A 15857-nucleotide genomic window follows, 5' to 3' on the forward strand; every position below is an offset into this window, starting at 1 on the left:
CTTCTGCCGGGCACCTTGACGTAGCTTTAAGACATCGCCGCGGGGTGGAGCAGCTCGGTAGCTCGCTGGGCTCATAACCCAGAGGTCGCAGGTTCAAATCCTGTCCCCGCTACTGATGGCCGAGGGCCGGAATCCGAAAAGGGTTCCGGCCCTCGGTGTTTCCCTGCGCGGACGCGTCCCGCGTCCAGGCACGACGAAGAGCCCCGGCACCCGTAGGCGGCCGGGGCTTCGTTCGAGCCCTGAGTCCTGTGTGCCGGTCAGGCCGACGCGCAGTTGGGGCACAGTCCGCGGTACGTCACCTCGACGTCGGACACCGTGAAACCGAACCGCTCCGTGTCGGGCAGGTCGGCCAGCGGGTTGCCGGTCGGGTGGACGTCGCGGATCGCCCCGCACTGTGCGCACACCAGGTGGTGGTGTGGACGGTGCGCGTTCGGGTCGTAGCGCTTGGCTCGCTGGTCCGTCGCGACCTCCAGCACCTCACCGAGCGAGACCAGCTCGCCCAGGGTGTTGTAGACGGTCGCCCGGGAGATCTCGGGCAGCTTGGCGACAGCTCTGGCGTGCACCTCGTCGGCCGTCAGGTGGACGTGTTCGCCGTCGAGGACCTCGGCCACCACACGGCGCTGCGCGGTCATCCGCCAACCGCGTCCGCGAAGTCGTTCCAGAAGGTCACTCATAGGCACCAGCCTAACAGCAGGGGGGAGTCGAATCCCGAACGGGTGTGACTTTGGAGCTCTGCTTGACTTAGACAATGTCCATTGTAGGATCAAGCCAGGCTTTAGCCAAGGCACAAGGTGCAGTACTGACGCAGGAGGCGCACGTGACGCAGGGACCGCTTACGACGGAGGCCGGAGCTCCGGTCGCCGACAACCAGAACAGCGAGACCGCGGGCGTCGGCGGCCCGGTCCTCGTCCAGGACCAGCTCCTGCTCGAGAAGCTCGCCCACTTCAACCGTGAGCGCATCCCGGAGCGCGTGGTGCACGCCCGCGGCGCCGGTGCGTACGGCACCTTCAAGGTGACCGCCGACGTCACGAAGTACACCCGGGCGAAGTTCCTGTCCGAGGTGGGCAAGGAGACCGAGGTCTTCCTGCGCTTCTCGACCGTGGCGGGGAACCTGGGCGCGGCGGACGCCGTACGCGACCCGCGCGGTTTCGCGGTGAAGTTCTACACCGAGGAGGGCAACTACGACCTCGTCGGCAACAACACCCCGGTGTTCTTCATCCGGGACGCGATCAAGTTCCCCGACTTCATCCACACCCAGAAGCGCGACCCGTACACCGGCTCGCAGGAGGCGGACAACGTCTTCGACTTCTGGGGTCTGTCGCCCGAGTCGACCCACCAGGTGACCTGGCTGTTCGGCGACCGCGGCATCCCGGCGTCCTACCGCCACATGGACGGCTTCGGCTCCCACACCTACCAGTGGAACAACGAGGCCGGCGAGGTCTTCTGGGTCAAGTACCACTTCAAGACGGACCAGGGCATCAAGAACCTGACCGCCAAGGAGGCCGAGATCCTCGCGGGCAAGGACCCCGACTCGCACCAGCGCGACCTGCGCGAGGCCATCGAGCGCGGCGAGTACCCGTCCTGGACCGTGTACGTCCAGATCATGCCGGCGGCCGAGGCGGCCACGTACCGCTTCAACCCGTTCGACCTGACCAAGGTCTGGCCGCACGCGGACTACCCGCTGATCGAGTTCGGCAAGCTGGAGCTCAACCGCAACCCGGAGAACATCTTCGCCGAGGTGGAGCAGTCGATCTTCAGCCCCGCCCACTTCGTGCCGGGCATCGGTCCCTCCCCGGACAAGATGCTCCAGGGCCGTCTCTTCGCGTACGGCGACGCCCACCGCTACCGCGTCGGCATCAACGCCGACCACCTGCCGGTGAACCGCCCGCACGCCACCGAGGCGCGCACCCACTCCCGTGACGGCTACCTGTACGACGGCCGCCACAAGGGCGCGAAGAACTACGAGCCGAACAGCTTCGGCGGCCCCTTCCAGACGGACCGCCCGCTGTGGCAGGGCGTCCCGCTCACCGGGGTCACCGGTGAGTCGGTCACGCCCGTCCACGCCGAGGACAACGACTTCGTCCAGGCGGGCAACCTCTACCGGCTGATGTCGGAGGACGAGAAGGAGCGCCTGGTGAAGAACCTGGCGAACGCCATCTCGGGTGTGACGCGCGACGACATCGCCGAGCGCGCGATCAACAACTTCCGCCAGGCCGACGAGGACTTCGGCAAGCGGCTGGAGGCCGCGGTGCAGGCCCTGCGCGGCTGATTCCAGCGCTGGACCGTTTGCCGATCGACGGGCCGGATCCCCTCCTGGGGGTCCGGCCCGTTCGCGTGTCCGTCAGGCGGGCACCTGTGGGGCCGGCTCCCGGGCGGGCGCCCAGCAGCGGATGATGTCGCGGACCGAGACGATGCCCGCGGGCTCGCCCCGGTCCAGGACGATCAGATGCCGGAAGCCGCCGTGGGCCATGGCGGACGCCGCCTCCTCGAGGGTCCATGAGGGGGCGGCGAAGACGACGTCGGTGGTGGTGTGGGCGTGGGCGCGCTCCGCGTCCGGGTCCTGGCCCAGACCCACGGAGTTGAGGACGTCCCGTTCGGTGAGGATGCCGATCCCGGTGCCGTCGGGGTCGAGGACCACGGCCGCGCCCACCCGGCGCGCGGACATCAGGGCGGCGGCCTGGCGGAGCGTGTGGGCGGGGCCGATGGTGAGGACCACGGTGCTCATGGCGTCACGGACGAGCATGGATGGAGCCACCTCCTACCGGAAAACGCGAGCTCACGGGCCCGGAGACCCGCTCGTTCGCGCTTTCACAAGTTCACAAGTGGGGGAACTCTCAGAGTGGCAGGCAAAGCGGGGGTCAACAAGGGGGCGCACACGGCCGCCCGGGGGCGCGTGGAGCGACCGCGTCCGGATCAGTACCGCTGGTTGAGATACCCCAGCAGCTCGTCGTGGAGCAGGCCGTTCGACGCGGCGGCGTTGCCGCTGTGCGGGCCCGGGCGGCCGTCGAGGCCGGTGAAGGTGCCGCCGGCCTCCGTCACCACGATCGCCGTGGCCGCCATGTCCCACAGCGACAGCTCCGGCTCCGCGCAGATGTCCACCGAGCCCTCGGCGACCATCATGTACGGCCAGAAGTCGCCGTACGCGCGCGTGCGCCACACCTCGCGGGTCAGGTCCAGGAAACCGTCCAGCCGTCCCTGCTCCTCCCAGCCGGTCAGCGAGGAGTACGCGAAGGAGGCGTCGGAGATCCGCGAGACGCGGGAGACCTGGAGCCGGGTGGCGGAGGACAGGCTGCGGCCCGCGTAGGCGCCGTGGCCCTTCGCCGCCCACCAGCGGCGGCCCAGGGCGGGCGCGGACACCACGCCGACGACCGGCTGGAAGCCGCCCTCGCCCGCCTCCATCAGCGCGATCAGCGTGGCCCACACGGGCACGCCGCGCACGTAGTTCTTGGTGCCGTCGATCGGGTCGATCACCCAGCGGCGCGGTCCGGTGCCCTCCACGCCGTATTCCTCGCCCAGGACGGCGTCGCGCGGGCGGGCGCGCTGGAGGTGGCCGCGGATCAGCTCCTCGGCGTTCTTGTCCGCCTCGCTCACCGGCGTCATGTCGGGTTTGGTCTCCACCTTCAGGTCGAGAGCCTTGAACCGGTCCATGGTCGCGGCGTCGGCGGCGTCCGCGAGGACATGGGCGAGACGCAGGTCGTCGAGGTAGTCGGGCATGCAACGAACGGTATAGGCCGAGATCGGTTCCGGGCCACCGGGGGCCGGTTCCGAGACCCCTTGACAGTCCCCGACACCCCGTCAAATCTGAACCGCAGGGTCTCGGCCGCTCGCCCCGAGGGAGGCGATGATGCCTGCAGCGCGGGAATCACTGCTGGACGCCGCTTACACCGCACTCGCCCGCCGCCCGTGGTCCGCGGTGCGGATGGTGGACGTCGCCGCCGCGGCCGGGGTCTCCCGCCAGACCCTCTACAACGAGTTCGGCAGCAAGAACGGTCTCGCCCGGGCCCTGGTCCGCCGGGAGGCCGACGGCTACCTGGCCGGCGTCGACCGCGCCCTCACCGCCCACGCCGACCCCCGCGACCGCCTCACCGCCACCGCCGAGTGGACCACGCTGAGCGCCCGCGAGAACGCCCTGGTGCGGGCCATGCTCACCGGCTGCTGGAGCGAGCGCCTGCCCATGCCCGCCCTCGCGGCCGTGGCGTCCGGCTCCCCGGTGCCCGCGCAGCGCCGCGCCGACGGGCCGCTGCCCTCGCCCTCCGACTTCGTGCACCTGGTCCGGGACCGGGCCGTCGCCGCGCTCGCGGGTCCGGGGCACGCGCGCGGCGACACCGCCGACCTCGCCCGGTCCTGCGAGCTGGTGATCAGACTCGCCCTGTCCTGCGTCGTCGCGCCCCCGCCCGACGGCGGCGTGGCCGAGCTGGTCCGGGGCGCGCTGCACCGGCAGCCTGTGCCGTAGAGCCCTCATCGGAAGAATCCCCTGTCAAGAGGAGAGGGCGGCGTTAAGAGGGGAGGGCGGCTCAGTGTGCCGAGCCCGAGAGCTGCAGCCCGATCACCCCGACGATCACCAGGGAGATCGAGACGATCTTCAGCGTGGACACCAGGTCCCCGAGGAACACCATCCCGTAGATGGCCGTCCCCGCCGCCCCGATGCCCGTCCACACCGCGTACGCCGGTCCCACGTCCAGCTTCTTCAACGCCAGCGTGAGCAGTCCGAAGCTGCCCAGGGCGAACGCGCAGAAGGCGATGGTCGGCCACAGCCGGGTGAACCCGTGCGACAGCTTCAGACACACGGCGAAACCGGTCTCGAGCAACCCGGCGACGATGACCAGCAGCCACGCCATGTGTGTCCTCCCGCATTCCCCGCGTCAGTGACCGCTTCGTCTGGTTCGTGTCCGGCTCGGTGCGATTATGCACTTACCGGTGACACCACGGGGCAAACACGACGCGGGTCAGTCCCCGTCCCCGCGGTCCCGCGAGGCGAGCAGCCGCCGCAGCGAGTACAGCCGCGCCGGGTCCGCGTGACCCTCCGCCACCCAGTCGTCCAGCGCGCAGTCCGGCTCGTCGTGACTGCACGCGCGCGGACAGCCCTCCGTGCCCGGCTCCAGGTCGGGGAAGGCGTGGATGACCCGCGACGGGTCGACGTGCGCGAGACCGAACGACCGCACGCCCGGCGTGTCGATCACCCAGCCCTCGGCGCCCGCGAGCGGCAGCGCCAGCGCGGACGTCGTGGTGTGCCGGCCGCGTCCGGTCACGGCGTTGACGTGACCGGTGACGCGGCGCCGCTCGTCCGGCACCAGCGCGTTGACGAGGGTCGTCTTGCCGACCCCGGAGTGGCCCACGAACGCGGTGATCCGGCCGGCGAGCTGCTCGCGCACCCGCTCCACCGCCTCGCCGCTCTCCAGCTCCGCGCGGCTGGTGACGACGTACGGGATGTCGAGGTCGCCGTACAGCTCCAGCAGCTTGTCGGGCGGGGCCAGGTCGGACTTGGTGAGCACCAGCAGCGGCTCCAGGCCGCCGTCGTAGGAGGCGACCAGGCAGCGGTCGATCAGGCGCGGCCGGGGCTCGGGGTCGGCGAGGGCGGTGACCACGGCGAGCTGGTCGGCGTTGGCGACGACCACCCGCTCGTAGGGATCGTCGTCGTCGGCGGTGCGGCGCAGCACCGACGAGCGCTCAGCGATCCGCACGATCCGCGCCAGGGTGTCCTTCTTGCCGGACAGATCGCCGACGAGGGCCACGCGGTCGCCCACCACGGCGGCCTTGCGGCCCAGCTCGCGGGCCTTCATCGCGGTCACGACGCGGTCCTCGACGAGGCAGGTCAGCCGGCCCCGGTCGACCGTGAGCACCATGCCCTCGGCGGCGTCCTCGTGCTTGGGCCTGATGTGGGTGCGCGGCCGGTTGCCCTTGCGGTTGGGGCGGGAGCGGATGTCGTCCTCGTCGGTGTGCTTGCCGTAGCGGCGCATCGTGAACCCCTACGCCCCGAGCATCCCGGTCCACAGCTCGGGGAAGTCCGGCAGGGTCTTCGCCGTGGTGGCCACGTTCTCGATCTGCACGCCCTCGACCGCCAGGCCGATGATCGCACCGGCGGTGGCCATACGGTGGTCCTCGTAGGTGTGGAACACCCCGCCGTGCAGCCGGCGCGGGCGGATGTGCAGACCGTCGGCCGTCTCGGTGACGTCGCCGCCCAGCTCGTTGATTTCCTTGGTGAGCGCGGCCAGCCGGTCCGTCTCGTGCAGCCGCAGATGGGCCACGCCCCGCAGGGTCGACGGGGAGTCCGCGAGGGCCGCGACGGCGGCGATGCCCGGCGTCAGCTCGCCCACCTCGCCGAGGTCCACGTCGATGCCGTGCACCGCGCCGGAGCCGGTGAACACCAGCCCGTACTCGGTCAGCTCGCAGGAGCCGCCCATCTCGGTGAAGATCTCCCGCAGCCGGTCACCGGGCTGGGTGGTCCGCGCGGGCCAGTCGGGGACGACGACCTTGCCGCCGGTGATCAGCGCGGCCGCGAGGAACGGCTGCGCGTTGGACAGGTCCGGCTCGATCGTCAGGTCCCGGCCGAGCAGGGCGCCCGGGGTGACCCGCCAGACGTTCGGCTCGCCGCCCGACTCGGGGGTGTCCACCTGGGCGCCGACCGCGCGCAGCATGTCGACCGTCATCCGGATGTGCGGCATCGACGGGAGCGTCGCGCCGGTGTGCCGCACCTCCACGCCCTGGTTGAAGCGCGGCGCCGACAGCAGCAGGGCGCTGACGAACTGCGACGAGGAGGACGCGTCCACCTCGACCGTGCCGCCGTCCAGCGCGCCCCCGCCGTGCACCGTCATCGGCAGCGCGCCCCGCTCGTCGTCGTCGATCCGCGCGCCGAGCTGCCGCAGCGCGTCGATGACGCCGTTCAGGGGGCGCTCGTAGGACCGCGGGTCGCCGTCGAAGCGCACCGGGCCGTCCGCCAGGGTGGCCACCGGCGGCAGGAAGCGCATCACCGTGCCCGCGTTGCCCACGTCCACGGTGGCCGGGCCGCGCAGACCGGCCGGCACCACACGCCAGGCCTCGCCCGTCCCGTCGGGACCGACGCCCTCCTCGATCTCCACGCCCAGGGCCCGCAGCCCGCCCGCCATCAGCAGCGTGTCGCGCGAGCGCAGGGGGCGGCGCAGCCAGCCCGGCTCGGAGGCGAGGGCGGCGAGGACGAGGGCGCGGTTGGTGACCGACTTGGACCCGGGCACGTGGACCGTCGCGTCGACGGCTCCGCTCGCGTGCGGGGCGGGCCAGAGGGCGGTGTGCGTGGGATTCGGGGCCATGGGGCCACTTTATAAGGAGGTGAGGAGCCCGGCCGTTCCATGCCCGCCAGGCGGAACACAGCCTGGTCACCCGTCGGCCCGCAGGGTCACAGACCCAGCAGCCAGCGCCCCCCGCCCAGCAGCGAGCACACAGACACCGCGTGGAACAGGAACAGCCACATCCCCGCCGGGACGTGCGTCAGCCGGGACAGCTGGTCCGCGTCCGAGTCGCCCGCGCCCCCGCGCCGCCGCTTGGCCTGGAGCTCGAACGCCGGGCGCACCCCGCCCAGCAGCAGGAACCACACCACCGCGTACGCGAACGCCGCCTGCACCTGCGGCCCCGTCAGCCACGACACCAGCACGAACGTGCTCCCGGTGGCCAGCACCGTCACCGCCCCGTAGGCGTTGCGGATCATCACCAGCACCGCCAGCAACAGCGCGGTGGCCAGCCACAGCAGCAGCGTGATGCGGCCCGCGCCGAGCAGCGCGGCCCCGCCCAGGCCCAGCAGCGGGGGAGCGGTGTAGCCGGCGGCGGCCGTGAGGATCATGCCGATGCCGGTCGGCTTGCCGCGGCTGACGGTCAGGCCGCTGGTGTCGGAGTGCAGGCGTATGCCCGTCAGGGTGCGGCCGCTGAGCAGCGCCACCAGGCCGTGCCCGCCCTCGTGGGCGATGGTGATCGCGTTCCGCGCGATCCGCCAGGGCGTGTGCGGCACGACCACGGCGAGGGCCGCCACCAGGGTCGCGACGACCACCCACAGGTCCGGGTCGGGCTGGGTGCCCGCCACCTCGTCCCAGAGGGACGCGAGGGATGCGGACGCGGTGCTGACCATGCTCGTCATGTGTGTTGGATCGCTCCCTGTGCGCGTGCGGAGTCTGGCAGTGTTGCACGTATGTGCGGACGGTATGCAGCGAGTCGGAGGCCCGAGGATCTCGCCGGGATCTTCGAGATCGAGAAGTGGGAGCCCGAGGAGACCCTGGAGCCCGACTACAACGTGGCGCCGACCAAGGAGGTCCACGCCGTCCTCGACCGTCCTCTGAAGGACGCGGACGACCCCCGCCCGGTTCGGCAGCTGCGCACGCTCAAGTGGGGACTCGTGCCCTCCTGGTCCAAGACCCCCGAGGGCGGCGCGCGGATGATCAACGCGCGCGCGGAGACCGTCCACGAGAAGCCGTCGTACCGCCGCGCCTTCTCCTCCCGCCGCTGCATCCTCCCCGCCGACGGTTACTACGAGTGGGTCACCGGCAAGGAGGAGCGCGACCTGGAGGTCGAGGGGAAGAAGAAGCGGCCCCGCAAGCAGCCCTACTTCGTCACCCCCGCCGACGGCTCGGTCTTCGCGATGGCGGGGCTGTACGAGTTCTGGCGCGACCGCACCCTGCCCGACGACCACCCCCGGGCCTGGTGGGTGACCTGTTCCGTGATCACCACCGAGGCCGAGACGAGCCCGCTGGCCGTGGCCCCGGCGGAGGGACCGCACTCCCTCGCCGAGATCCACCCGCGAATGCCGCTGATGCTCACCCCGGACCGCTGGGACGCCTGGCTCGACCCGTCCCGCACCGACCCCGAGGACCTGCGCGGGCTGCTCGCCCCGCCGCCGCCCGGGCTGATGCGCGCCTACCCGGTCACCACCGCCGTCAGCAACGTCCGCAACAACGGCCCGGAGCTGCTGAAGGAGCTGGCCGCCCCGGAAGAGGGCACACTCTTCTGACGTGAGCCCCGAAACTGATGCGACCGCCGAGTCCGACGTGACCTCCGAGTCCGACGTGACCTCCGAGTCCGACGTGACCTCCGAGCCCGACGTGACCACCGAGACGGTCGCCACGGACGCCGGCGAGGCCCGCGTCACCTGGCACCACGCCGACGCGCCGCGCCTCGTCCTCGCCGCGAGCCACGGCGCGGGCGGCGGCATCGAGGCCCGCGACCTCGCCGCGCTCGCCGCCGTCCTCCCCGCCCACGGCGTGACCGTGGCCCTCGTCGAGCAGCCCTGGCGGGTGGCCGGCAAGAAGGTCGCACCCGCGCCGAAGACGCTGGACACCGGCTGGCGCGGTGTCTGGCCCGCGCTGACCAAGCCGGGCCTCCCGGTGATCTCCGGCGGACGCAGCGCCGGCGCCCGTGTCGCCTGCCGCACCGCGACGGAACTGGGCGCGTACGCCGTGCTCGCGCTGAGCTTCCCGCTGCACCCGCCCGGCAAGCCGGAGAAGTCCCGCGCCGAGGAGCTGCTGGGCGCGGGCGTCCCCACCCTCGTCGTCCAGGGGGGCAACGACCCCTTCGGGAAACCCGCCGAGTTCCCGGCGGGCGACCACGACCTGGTGGAGGTCCCGCATGCCGACCACGGCTTCGCCGTGCCCAGGCGGGCGGACCTCACGCAGGAGGACGCCCTCCGGGTGATCACCGACGCGGTCGTGCGGTGGACGGCCGCCCTGGGCGGCTGAGGCGGCGGGAATGCGGGCGCGGCCCCCGCTGTTGAGGGGGGCGTACGTGCCGGTCGAACGGCACCGCCGCCGTAGGAGAGGAAGTCCACGCATGGGTTCCACGTTCTGCCCGAGCCGCAGTGCCCGCGCCGACCTCGACTGGACGGTGCTGCACGCGGCCAAGACCGCCCCTGTTCGGGCGGCGGGCGGACCGGATCGTCGTCTATCCTCCGATTCGGGTGAGGCCGGTCTCGGTCTCACGACGACTTTCGAGGAGGTGGGTCCGGTTCCCGGTACCGACGCAGGGACCGAACACGGCCAGGCGGAGCAGCCCGAGGGCCAGGGCGACACGCGCGCGGAGTCGACCGCGGAGCGCAGCGCGCGCTTCGAACGGGACGCGCTCGAGTTCCTCGACCAGATGTACTCGGCCGCGCTGCGCATGACGCGCAACCCGGCCGACGCCGAGGACCTGGTGCAGGAGACCTACGCCAAGGCGTACGGGTCCTTCCACCAGTTCCGCGAGGGCACCAACCTCAAGGCGTGGCTGTACCGGATCCTCACCAACACCTTCATCAACTCGTACCGCAAGAAGCAGCGCGAACCCCAGCGCTCCGCGGCCGAGGAGATCGAGGACTGGCAGCTCGCGCGCGCCGAGTCGCACATGTCCACAGGTCTGCGTTCCGCCGAGTCGCAGGCCATGGACCACCTGCCGGACTCGGACGTGAAGGAAGCCCTGCAGGCGATCCCGGAGGAGTTCCGCATCGCGGTCTATCTCGCCGATGTCGAGGGCTTTGCCTACAAGGAGATCGCCGACATCATGGGGACACCCATCGGTACGGTGATGTCCCGGCTTCACCGGGGACGTCGCCAGCTGCGCGGCATGCTCGAGGACTACGCGCGCGAGCGCGGACTGGTCCCGGCCGGTGCCGGAGAGTCGAACGAAGCGAAAGGCTCGGGGTCATGAGCTGCGGAGAGCCGCACGAGACGGATTGCAGCGAAATCCTCGATCATCTCTACGAGTTCCTCGACCGTGAGATGCCGGATGCCGACTGCCAGAAGTTCGAGCACCACTTCGAGGAGTGCTCACCCTGCCTGGAGAAGTACGGACTGGAGCAGGCGGTCAAGAAGCTCGTCAAGCGGTGCTGCGGACAGGACGACGTGCCGGGCGACCTGCGCTCGAAGGTCATGGGCCGCATCGAGCTGATCCGCTCCGGCCAGAACGTGCCCGAGCAGGACGTCACGACCGCTCCGCAGGAGTCCTGACACCTCCCCGCACCCGGGGCCGCGTCACCCGATTGTGCTAATCCGCGGGCGGTCCGCCCGCGGCGCCGCCTCCCCCCGTCCTAGGCTCCATGAGCCGACGGGCGACGGAAGCCGCACGCGGCACGGTCGGGGGAGGGGCTCATGGAGGCGTTACCGGCGCGCGCCCGGGTGTATCTCACCGGCGTCACCCTGCTCGGACTGTGCTGTCTGCTCCCCCTGCCGGGCGTCCCCCGGCCGGGGGTGCTGTCGTCCCTGCCCGACCCGCGCGTCCCCTGGTGGCCGGTCGTCCTGCTCGCCGCCCTGTACGCGGGATGCGAGCGCCTCGCCCGGTCCCGCCTCGTCGCCGGACCGCACCCCGGCGGCACCTTCCACCCCGTGCTGCTCGCCGGGGCCTTCCTGCTGCCGCCCGCCGCCGCCGCCCTCGTCGCGCTGCCCGGGGCGGTGCTGCTCCCCGTAGAACACGGCCCCCGTCTCGCACGCCGGCTGTGGCGCACCGGCCGGCTCGTCGTCGCCGTGTGGGCCGCGAGCCTGGTCCATCTGAAGACCGGCGGCCGGGACGCGGTGGCGCGCTGCGACATGCCAGGGGCCCTCGCCACGGCGGGCGCCGCCGTGCTCGCGTTCTGCCTCGTCCTCACCCTGCTCGACGGCGGCGTCCTGGCGCCCGCCCCCGGCTCACTGCCCCGCACCCGTCCCGCGGCCGCCTGGTGGCGGCTGTTCCTTGGCTCCCTGGCGCCCCTCACCGTGCACGGTCTCGCCGGGCTGATGATGGCCCTGCTGTGGCGCAGCCCCTACGGCCCGGTCGCGGCGCTGCTGGTGCTGCTGCCGATGGGCGTCTCATGGTGGGCGTTCGCCCAGTACCACCGGGAGCGCGCCGCCCACCAGGCCACGATCCGCGCGCTGGTGCAGGCCGTCGACATCAAGGACGGCTACACACGCGGCCACAGCGAGCGCGTCGGCCGCGCCTCCATGCTGATCGCCCGCGAACTCGGCATGGACGACGAGCGGGTGGAGATGCTGCGGTTCGCGGGCATCCTGCACGACGTCGGCAAGCTCGGCGTGCCCACCCGCGTCCTCACCAAGAACGGCCCCCTCACCCCCGAGGAGCGGCGGGTCATCGAACTGCACCCCGAGTACGGCCACGAGATGGTGCGCGGCATCTCCTTCCTCGGCGAGGCCCGCGCTGCCGTGCTGCACCACCACGAGCGGCTCGACGGCACCGGCTACCCCTACGGGCTGGCGGGCGGTCAGATCCCGGAGTCCGCGCGGGTCGTCGCGGTCGCCGACGCCTTCGACGCGATGACCTCCACCCGCAGCTACAGCAGGGCGCGTCCGGTGCCCGTGGCGCTGGAGGAGCTCGAGCGGTGCGCGGGCACGCACTTCGACCCGCGGATGGTGCGGGCCCTCGTCCGCGCGGTCGCCCGCACCGGCTGGCCCCCCGCCGTGACCGCCGACGAGCCGCGGCGGACGGGCGTCCCCGGCCCCGCCGCACCCGTCACCGGCCGTCCCGGGGCGCGTCGGTGAGGCCCCGCGCGCGGACCGTTCCGCTGCACACCGTCGTGCACCTGTGCGCCGCCGTCCTCGCGGCCGGGTCGCTGGGCACGACGCTGTACCACGGCGTCGAGGACCGCTCCACCGCCCTCGCCTTCGGCACGCTCGTCGCGGTCGGCGAGCTGACCCGGCGCGGCGGCCGGGGCATCCGGGAGCCCGCACCGCTCGCGGCCGCCGGCTCGCTGGCGTACGCGCTGCTCGGCGAGGTCGCGGGGCGGCCCGCCGAGCACGGCGCCGCCCAGGTCGTCACCGTGGTGCTCGCCGCCTCGCTGCTCGGCAGCGTCCCGCACGTCGGACGCGGCGACGGGCCGTCCCTGGACCCGGTGACCCGCAGGGTGCTGACCGTCGGCTTCGTCGCCGTGTGCTTCCACCCGCTGCACGCCCGCGGCGCGTTCGACGACTGGAGCGGGCCGGGACACGTGCTGCTGCTGCTCGTCCTGCTGACCCTGACCGCGCTGTGCGACGCCGTGCTCGCCGCCGCGCTCGCCCACTCCCGCACCGGCTGGCCCTTCCCGCCGCTGCTGCGCGACGAACTGCGGGCCGTGCCCGGCATCGGCGCCGCCGTCGTGGCCACCGGAGCGGTGATGGCGCTGGGCGCGGCCGTCGCGGGGCTGTGGGCGCTGCCCGTGTTCTCCGTGCCGCTGCTGCTCGCGCAGCTGTCCCACCGGCGGTACACGGCGGTGCGCGCCACCTACCGGCAGACCATCGCGTCCCTCGCGCGGGCCACCGAGATCGCCGGGTACACCCCGCACGGGCACTCGCGCCGGGTCGCCGCGCTCAGCCAGGCGGTGGGCCGGGACCTCGGCCTCACCGAGCCGGAGCTGACGGTGCTGGAGTACGCGGCGCTGATGCACGACATCGGGCAGCTCAGCCTCGTCGACCCGGTGCCCGAGGGCGCCACCGCGGGACTGCCCCCCGCCGAGCAGCGCAGGATCGCGCTGCTGGGCGGCGCGGTGGTGCGGCAGACAGGGGTGGACCCCCGCGTCGCCGGGATCGTCGAACGCCAGGCCGACCCGCACACCGAGCAGCCGCTCGCCGCCCGGATCGTCCGGGTGGTGAACGCGTACGACGAGAAGTGCAGGGAAGGAGGGCCCGGGGGGCCGCTGACCGCGCTGGAGGAACTGCGGCTGGGGGCCGCCGGGGAGTACGCGCCGGAGGTCGTCGAGGCCCTGGCCAGGGTTCTGTCCCGGGACACGGAGGGGACGCGTGAGCAGGTGGACCGGTCGTGGTGAGAGGGCGGAGCGGGCGGTCTGGTTTCCGGCCGTGCTGGGTAACCCATGGGTAATGAGCGCCCTCGCGGCCGTACGTGGTTGGATGCGAAGGAGAGGGTGTCCGGGGGTGCCGATCGCTGTGGCCGGCCCACCGAACGGAACTGGCAGGCGGGAATCGTGAGGATCTTCGGCAAGGGACGTCACCGGCCCTCCGCCTCCTGGCGGCAGGCCACGGACCGCGCGTTCACGCTCATCGGCGACGGCCGGTACGAGGACGCGGGCGCGCTGCTGACCCGCGCCGCCGATCTGGAGCCCTGGCTGTCGGAGTCCTGGTTCAACCTCGCGCTGCTGCACAAGTTCCGGCACGACTGGGAGCAGGCGCGCGCGGCCGGACTGCGCGCCGTCGCCCTGCTCGACCGCGACACCGGCGCTCCGGACTGGTGGAACGTGGGCATCGCCGCGACCGCCCTCCAGGACTGGCCGCTGGCCCGCCGCGCCTGGCAGGCCTACGGGCTCAAGGTGCCGGGCCCCGCGACCGACGCGGGCGAGCCCCTCGGCATGGACCTGGGCAGCGCGGCCGTACGGCTGTCCCCGGAGGGGGAGGCCGAAGTGGTGTGGGGGCGGCGGCTCGACCCCGCCCGCATCGAGGTGCTGTCCATCCCCCTGCCGTCCTCCGGGCGCCGCTGGGGAGAGGTCGTCCTGCACGACGGGGTGCCGCACGGCGAGCGGAGCACCGCCGCCGGGCACACCTACCCGGTGTTCGACGAGATCGAGTTGTGGGCGCCCTCGCCGGTGCCGACCTGGGTGGTGCTGCTGGAGGCCGCGTCCGAGGCCGACCGGGACGCGCTGGAACAGCTCGCCTCCGACGCCGGGTTCGCGGCGGAGGACTGGTCGTCGTCGGTACGGCTGCTGTGCCGGATGTGCTCGGAATCACGGATGCCGTCGGACGAGGGTGACGGGGAGCACCTCGATCCTCACGATCACAGTGAGCCGGGGCATCCCGGGCCGTTGGGGCATCGGACGGACGGGCAGTTGTGGGTGCCGGAGCGGGAGTGTGGCATCGCTGCCCCGGCTTCTTTGGTGCGGGGGTTGTTGGACGGGTGGGTCGCTGACAGCCCTGACTCCAGGGATTGGCGGGATCTCGAAGAGGTTTGTTGAGGCTCGCGGTCGGCTGCGGGGCCGTTGTGGTCGATCGCGCCCACGTGGCGGAGCCGCATGTCGATACCGTCCCGGCGCCGTCACGGGGCGCTGCCACTTACCCTTGTCACAGCAGTCTCGGTCATCTCAGGAAGGCACACGTCGGTCATGGCTCAGCAGGACACCGATCAGCAGCACGCGGGCGTGCTCCCCGTCGACGACGAGGGCTACGTCATCGACACGGAGGACTGCGAGGAGCGCGAGGCGGCGTGGCGGGAGCGCGGCACCTCGCGCCCGATCACCGTGGTCGGCAACCCGGTGCTGCACAAGGAGTGCAAGGACGTCACGGACTTCGGCGAGGAGCTCCAGCAACTGGTCGCCGACATGTTCGCCAGCCAGCGCACCGCCGAGGGCGTGGGGCTGGCCGCCAACCAGATCGGTGTGGATCTGAAGGTCTTCGTGTACGACTGCCCGGACGACGAGGGCGTGCGCCACGTCGGCGTGGTCTGCAACCCGAAGCTCGTCGAACTGCCCGCCGAGCGGCGCCGGCTGGACGACAGCAGCGAGGGCTGCCTGTCGGTGCCCACCGCGTACGCGCCCCTGGCCCGGCCCGACTACGCCGAGGTGACCGGTCAGGACGAGAAGGGCAACCCGATCCGGGTACGCGGAACGGGCTACTTCGCCCGCTGCCTCCAGCACGAGACGGACCACCTGTACGGCTACCTGTACATCGACCGTCTGTCGAAGCGTGAGCGTAAGGCCGCGCTGAAGCAGATGGCCGAGAACGAGCCGCGCTACCCCGTGGTCGCCAACGACTGACCGCCTTCACGGCTTCCTTCACATCCCGCACACGGCGCCCGATCCGGCACATCCCGGACGGGCGCCGTTCGTCTGTGCGCATCCAGAGGTAGTGAAAGAAGCAAATCCGTTCCCAGAACGGTCAGTTGTAGTGCTGAATGGAGGTACGGGGATACGCACGGCGTACGCCCGGCTCGGGGGGCGGGCGCTCAACTGGCGGCTGAGAGGG

At 72.2% G+C, this 15857-nt stretch carries 17 protein-coding genes and 1 tRNA gene; 11 read left to right on the top strand and 7 right to left on the bottom strand.

Annotated elements, in window-relative coordinates:
- Window positions 1-38: 38 nt before the first annotated feature.
- A tRNA-Met gene (locus AY578_RS22130) sits at window positions 39-112 on the top strand.
- Between the two features lie 145 nt (window positions 113-257).
- On the opposite strand, the gene AY578_RS22135 is transcribed toward AY578_RS22130, so the two are convergent.
- The gene (locus tag AY578_RS22135) at window positions 258-674 is read right to left on the bottom strand and encodes a Fur family transcriptional regulator (RefSeq protein ID WP_026243522.1); all 417 of its coding nucleotides are present in this window, start codon (window positions 672-674) and stop codon (window positions 258-260) included.
- A gap of 143 nt (window positions 675-817) precedes the next feature.
- Here AY578_RS22135 and AY578_RS22140 point away from each other — a divergent pair, with 143 nt between their 5' ends.
- Complete coding sequence (locus tag AY578_RS22140; RefSeq protein WP_258904634.1) at window positions 818-2269, top strand: catalase; 1452 nt, start codon at window positions 818-820, stop codon at window positions 2267-2269.
- Window positions 2270-2341: 72 nt separating this feature from the next.
- On the opposite strand, the gene AY578_RS22145 is transcribed toward AY578_RS22140, so the two are convergent.
- On the bottom strand, window positions 2342-2743 hold the full coding sequence (locus AY578_RS22145) for a CBS domain-containing protein (protein WP_019522877.1): 402 nt from the start codon (window positions 2741-2743) through the stop codon (window positions 2342-2344).
- A 170-nt stretch (window positions 2744-2913) separates the two neighbouring features.
- Window positions 2914-3714 carry a histidinol-phosphatase gene (gene hisN, locus AY578_RS22150; protein WP_019522878.1) on the bottom strand — a complete coding sequence of 267 codons (801 nt, stop codon included), beginning with the start codon at window positions 3712-3714 and terminating at the stop codon, window positions 2914-2916.
- 127 nt (window positions 3715-3841) lie between these two features.
- On the opposite strand from hisN, the gene AY578_RS22155 reads away from it, so the two are divergent.
- A complete protein-coding gene (locus tag AY578_RS22155) occupies window positions 3842-4453 on the top strand; it encodes a TetR/AcrR family transcriptional regulator (RefSeq protein WP_258904654.1) in 612 nt (203 codons plus the stop codon).
- A 61-nt stretch (window positions 4454-4514) separates the two neighbouring features.
- On the opposite strand, the gene AY578_RS22160 is transcribed toward AY578_RS22155, so the two are convergent.
- The 4 genes from AY578_RS22160 to AY578_RS22175 all read right to left on the bottom strand — a co-directional run bounded on the left by AY578_RS22160 (window position 4515) and on the right by AY578_RS22175 (window position 8092).
- Window positions 4515-4838 (bottom strand): DMT family transporter, encoded by a 324-nt coding sequence (locus AY578_RS22160; protein ID WP_019522880.1) that lies wholly within the window; start codon window positions 4836-4838, stop codon window positions 4515-4517.
- 108 nt (window positions 4839-4946) lie between these two features.
- Window positions 4947-5957 (bottom strand): ribosome small subunit-dependent GTPase A, encoded by a 1011-nt coding sequence (gene rsgA, locus AY578_RS22165; RefSeq protein ID WP_258904664.1) that lies wholly within the window; start codon window positions 5955-5957, stop codon window positions 4947-4949.
- A gap of 9 nt (window positions 5958-5966) precedes the next feature.
- Window positions 5967-7283 carry a 3-phosphoshikimate 1-carboxyvinyltransferase gene (gene aroA, locus AY578_RS22170; protein WP_019522882.1) on the bottom strand — a complete coding sequence of 439 codons (1317 nt, stop codon included), beginning with the start codon at window positions 7281-7283 and terminating at the stop codon, window positions 5967-5969.
- A gap of 86 nt (window positions 7284-7369) precedes the next feature.
- Window positions 7370-8092: a M50 family metallopeptidase gene (locus AY578_RS22175; RefSeq protein WP_258907464.1), complete on the bottom strand. Its 723-nt coding sequence runs from the start codon at window positions 8090-8092 to the stop codon at window positions 7370-7372.
- A gap of 60 nt (window positions 8093-8152) precedes the next feature.
- Here AY578_RS22175 and AY578_RS22180 point away from each other — a divergent pair, with 60 nt between their 5' ends.
- The 8 genes from AY578_RS22180 to def all read left to right on the top strand — a co-directional run bounded on the left by AY578_RS22180 (window position 8153) and on the right by def (window position 15649).
- Complete coding sequence (locus AY578_RS22180) at window positions 8153-8968, top strand: SOS response-associated peptidase (RefSeq protein ID WP_019522884.1); 816 nt, start codon at window positions 8153-8155, stop codon at window positions 8966-8968.
- A gap of 91 nt (window positions 8969-9059) precedes the next feature.
- Window positions 9060-9692 carry an alpha/beta hydrolase family protein gene (locus AY578_RS22185; RefSeq protein ID WP_258907466.1) on the top strand — a complete coding sequence of 211 codons (633 nt, stop codon included), beginning with the start codon at window positions 9060-9062 and terminating at the stop codon, window positions 9690-9692.
- Window positions 9693-9948: 256 nt separating this feature from the next.
- Window positions 9949-10635 (top strand): RNA polymerase sigma factor SigR, encoded by a 687-nt coding sequence (sigR, locus tag AY578_RS22190; RefSeq protein WP_019522886.1) that lies wholly within the window; start codon window positions 9949-9951, stop codon window positions 10633-10635.
- On the top strand, window positions 10632-10934 hold the full coding sequence (gene rsrA, locus AY578_RS22195) for a mycothiol system anti-sigma-R factor (protein WP_019522887.1): 303 nt from the start codon (window positions 10632-10634) through the stop codon (window positions 10932-10934). Before sigR ends, rsrA begins: the two co-directional genes overlap by 4 nt.
- 141 nt (window positions 10935-11075) lie before the next feature.
- On the top strand, window positions 11076-12455 hold the full coding sequence (locus AY578_RS22200; RefSeq protein ID WP_258904668.1) for an HD-GYP domain-containing protein: 1380 nt from the start codon (window positions 11076-11078) through the stop codon (window positions 12453-12455).
- Window positions 12452-13714 carry an HD-GYP domain-containing protein gene (locus tag AY578_RS22205; protein ID WP_028959328.1) on the top strand — a complete coding sequence of 421 codons (1263 nt, stop codon included), beginning with the start codon at window positions 12452-12454 and terminating at the stop codon, window positions 13712-13714. Before AY578_RS22200 ends, AY578_RS22205 begins: the two co-directional genes overlap by 4 nt.
- Window positions 13715-13870: 156 nt before the next feature.
- A complete protein-coding gene (locus AY578_RS22210; RefSeq protein WP_028959327.1) occupies window positions 13871-14851 on the top strand; it encodes a tetratricopeptide repeat protein in 981 nt (326 codons plus the stop codon).
- A gap of 147 nt (window positions 14852-14998) precedes the next feature.
- Window positions 14999-15649, top strand: a complete 651-nt coding sequence (gene def, locus AY578_RS22215) for a peptide deformylase (RefSeq protein WP_019522891.1) — start codon at window positions 14999-15001, stop codon at window positions 15647-15649.
- Window positions 15650-15857 lie beyond the last annotated feature (208 nt).

Source organism: Streptomyces thermocarboxydus (assembly GCF_024760485.1).
Taxonomy (GTDB): domain Bacteria; phylum Actinomycetota; class Actinomycetes; order Streptomycetales; family Streptomycetaceae; genus Streptomyces; species Streptomyces cellulosae.

Coding starts and splice junctions, on each gene's coding strand:
- AY578_RS22175 (WP_258907464.1), bottom strand. CDS start 8,092: ATGGTCAGCACCGCGTCCGCATCCCTCGCGTCCCTCTGGGACGAGGTG.
- aroA (WP_019522882.1), bottom strand. CDS start 7,283: ATGGCCCCGAATCCCACGCACACCGCCCTCTGGCCCGCCCCGCACGCG.
- AY578_RS22155 (WP_258904654.1), top strand. CDS start 3,842: ATGATGCCTGCAGCGCGGGAATCACTGCTGGACGCCGCTTACACCGCA.
- AY578_RS22160 (WP_019522880.1), bottom strand. CDS start 4,838: ATGGCGTGGCTGCTGGTCATCGTCGCCGGGTTGCTCGAGACCGGTTTC.
- rsrA (WP_019522887.1), top strand. CDS start 10,632: ATGAGCTGCGGAGAGCCGCACGAGACGGATTGCAGCGAAATCCTCGAT.
- AY578_RS22135 (WP_026243522.1), bottom strand. CDS start 674: ATGAGTGACCTTCTGGAACGACTTCGCGGACGCGGTTGGCGGATGACC.
- rsgA (WP_258904664.1), bottom strand. CDS start 5,957: ATGCGCCGCTACGGCAAGCACACCGACGAGGACGACATCCGCTCCCGC.
- AY578_RS22145 (WP_019522877.1), bottom strand. CDS start 2,743: ATGCTCGTCCGTGACGCCATGAGCACCGTGGTCCTCACCATCGGCCCC.
- hisN (WP_019522878.1), bottom strand. CDS start 3,714: ATGCCCGACTACCTCGACGACCTGCGTCTCGCCCATGTCCTCGCGGAC.
- AY578_RS22200 (WP_258904668.1), top strand. CDS start 11,076: ATGGAGGCGTTACCGGCGCGCGCCCGGGTGTATCTCACCGGCGTCACC.
- def (WP_019522891.1), top strand. CDS start 14,999: ATGGCTCAGCAGGACACCGATCAGCAGCACGCGGGCGTGCTCCCCGTC.
- AY578_RS22180 (WP_019522884.1), top strand. CDS start 8,153: ATGTGCGGACGGTATGCAGCGAGTCGGAGGCCCGAGGATCTCGCCGGG.